Source organism: Rhodopseudomonas sp. B29 (assembly GCF_000333455.1).
Classification (GTDB): Bacteria; Pseudomonadota; Alphaproteobacteria; order Rhizobiales; family Xanthobacteraceae; genus Rhodopseudomonas.
On the sequence record NZ_BADD01000041.1, the window covers coordinates 1 to 2,213 of the forward strand.

Below are 2,213 nucleotides of genomic sequence, written 5' to 3' on the forward strand. Positions count from 1 at the left end.
GATCGGGCTGTCGATCGTGCTCGGCAAGACCAATCTGGGTCGGCAGATCCGCGCCACCGCCGAAAGCCGCTCGACCGCGGTGCTGCTCGGCGTCGATGTCGGTCGGCTGGTGCCGAAGATCTTCGTGCTCACCGCGCTGTTCACCGCACTCGGCGGCGTGATGTTCGCGCTGTCCTATCTGCAGGTGTCGCCGTTCATGGGCGAGGGCGTCGGCTTCAAGGGCGTCGCCGCCATGATCATCGGCGGCATGGGCAGCGTCTGGGGAGCGGTGATCGGCGGACTGATCATCGGCATCATCGAGGTCGGCTCGATCTGGGCGTTCGGTGCCGACACCGTCAACATCGCAGTCTACGGCTCGCTGCTGCTACTCCTGATCCTGCGGCCGCACGGCTTGTTCGGCCGCCCGGCGATCCGGGAGAAGCTGTGATGAGCGGCTATCAGACCGGCGTCCTGATCATCCTGTGCTTCAACATCATGGCGGCCTATGCGGTGTATCTGCCGCTGGTCGCCGGCCAGCTCAATCTCGGCATCGCCGGCTTCATGGCGGTCGGCGCCTATACGGCCGCTTATCTGACGAATGAGATGGGCTGGTCGCTGGCGACAGCAATTCCGACCGGCGGCGTCACCGCGGGCGTGCTGGCGCTGATCGTCGCGGTGCCGATCCTGCGCACGCACGGCATCTATCTGGCGCTCGCGACCTTCGCGCTCGGCCAGGTGATTTCGGCGGTGTTCCTCAATCTCGAAGTCGTCGGCGCCGCTGCCGGCTATCCGGTCTCGACCTACGCGCCGCCGGCCGCGGTGTTCGGCGTCACCGCCGCTGTCGTGCTGTTCGTGGTGGCGCTGTCGCAGACTCGCTTCACGCTGTATCTCACGGCGATCAAGAACGATCGTCTGGTCGCCGATCTGCTCGGGCTCAACGTCCGCGCCCTGCAGGTTGCCGCCTTTACGCTCGGCGCCGTCATCGCCGGCATCGGCGGCGGGCTCTACGCGCATCATTTCAGCTTCATCGAGGCCCAGCACTTCAACGTCGGGCTCAGCATCTTCACGGTGCTGTACGTGCTGCTCGGCGGTACCCAGACGGTGTGGGGCCCGCTGATCGGCGCGGTGTTCTTCAGCATCGTGCCGGAGCTGCTGCGCGCCGGCGAGGCGTGGCGCTACGTACTGTTCGCCGCGATGATCGTCGGCTTCATGGCGGTTCGGCCGCAGGGACTGGTGACGCCGGCGCTGCTGCGCGATCTGACCAGATGGATGCGCCGCGATCCCGCGACTGCCAAGGTGCGGCCATGACGGCGCCGCTGCTCACCGTCGAAGCCGTGTCGAAATCCTTCGGCGGTCTCAACGTCATCCGCGATCTCACCTTCAAGGTCGAGCGCGGCGAAACGCTCGGCCTGATCGGCCCCAACGGCGCCGGCAAGACCACCGCTTTCAACATGATCAGCGGCGTGTTCATTCCGGACTCCGGCTTGGTCACGTTCGAGGGCCGCGACATCACCAGGATGGCGTCGCGCCGCCGCATCAAGCTCGGCATCGCCCGCAGCTTCCAGAACGTCCGGCTGATGCAGCATCTCACCGTGTGGGAGAATCTGCTGGTCGGCCAGCACGTCCGCGCCTCCGGCCTGATCGATCTGCTGACGCCGTTCCGGCTGATTCCGCGCCACCGTTGGCGCCAGGAGGCGATCGCTGCGCTCGACGAGATGGGCCTCGCCGCCTACGCCGACGCCATGGTGGGCGAACTGCCTTACGGCATCCGCAAGCGAATCGACCTCGTCCGCGCCACGCTCGCCGGCGCCTCGCTGCTGATGCTCGACGAGCCGGCCGCGGGCCTCAACCCGGTCGAGACGGCGGCACTGACGTCGCATCTGGCGTTGCTCAAGCAGCGCGGCATCACGCTGTTGATCGTCGAGCACGACATGCAATTCGTCGACACGATCTGCGACCACGTCGTGGTGCTGAACTTCGGCCAGAAGATCGCCGAGGGCACGCTGGCCCAGGTGCAGCGCGATGCGCTGGTCCGTGCTGCGTATCTGGGAACGGAGCAGGCCGCATGAGCGCGATCCTGTCGGTGTCCGATCTCAGCGTCGCCTATGGCGGCGTCACCGCGCTCGACAACGTGTCGCTCGAGGTTGCCGACGGCGAGATCGTCACCGTGCTGGGCGCCAACGGCGCCGGCAAGACCACGCTGCTGCTCGCCAACAGGGGTGCGGTGCCGGCCG

3 protein-coding genes and 1 pseudogene are annotated in these 2,213 nt (G+C 67.0%); all 4 read left to right on the forward strand.

Features of this window, described 5'->3' with window-relative positions; genetic code table 11:
- A pseudogene (locus I5M_RS01305) lies at window positions 1-427 on the forward strand (branched-chain amino acid ABC transporter permease); the annotation flags it as partial.
- On the forward strand, window positions 427-1,287 hold the full coding sequence (locus I5M_RS01310) for a branched-chain amino acid ABC transporter permease (protein ID WP_022719754.1): 861 nt from the start codon (window positions 427-429) through the stop codon (window positions 1,285-1,287). The pseudogene I5M_RS01305 and the gene I5M_RS01310, both read left to right, overlap by 1 nt.
- Window positions 1,284-2,048, forward strand: coding sequence for an ABC transporter ATP-binding protein (locus I5M_RS01315; RefSeq protein WP_022719755.1), 765 nt, complete (start codon window positions 1,284-1,286; stop codon window positions 2,046-2,048). The genes I5M_RS01310 and I5M_RS01315 overlap by 4 nt, the downstream gene beginning before the upstream one ends.
- On the forward strand, window positions 2,045-2,213 hold a 169-nt coding region (locus I5M_RS31140; protein ID WP_148287802.1), incomplete at its 3' end, for an ATP-binding cassette domain-containing protein. The genes I5M_RS01315 and I5M_RS31140, both read left to right, overlap by 4 nt.

Bases quoted from the DNA above. Each gene is read 5' to 3' on its own strand.
- I5M_RS01310 (WP_022719754.1), top strand. From the start codon at position 427: ATGAGCGGCTATCAGACCGGCGTCCTGATCATCCTGTGCTTCAACATC.
- I5M_RS01315 (WP_022719755.1), top strand. From the start codon at position 1,284: ATGACGGCGCCGCTGCTCACCGTCGAAGCCGTGTCGAAATCCTTCGGC.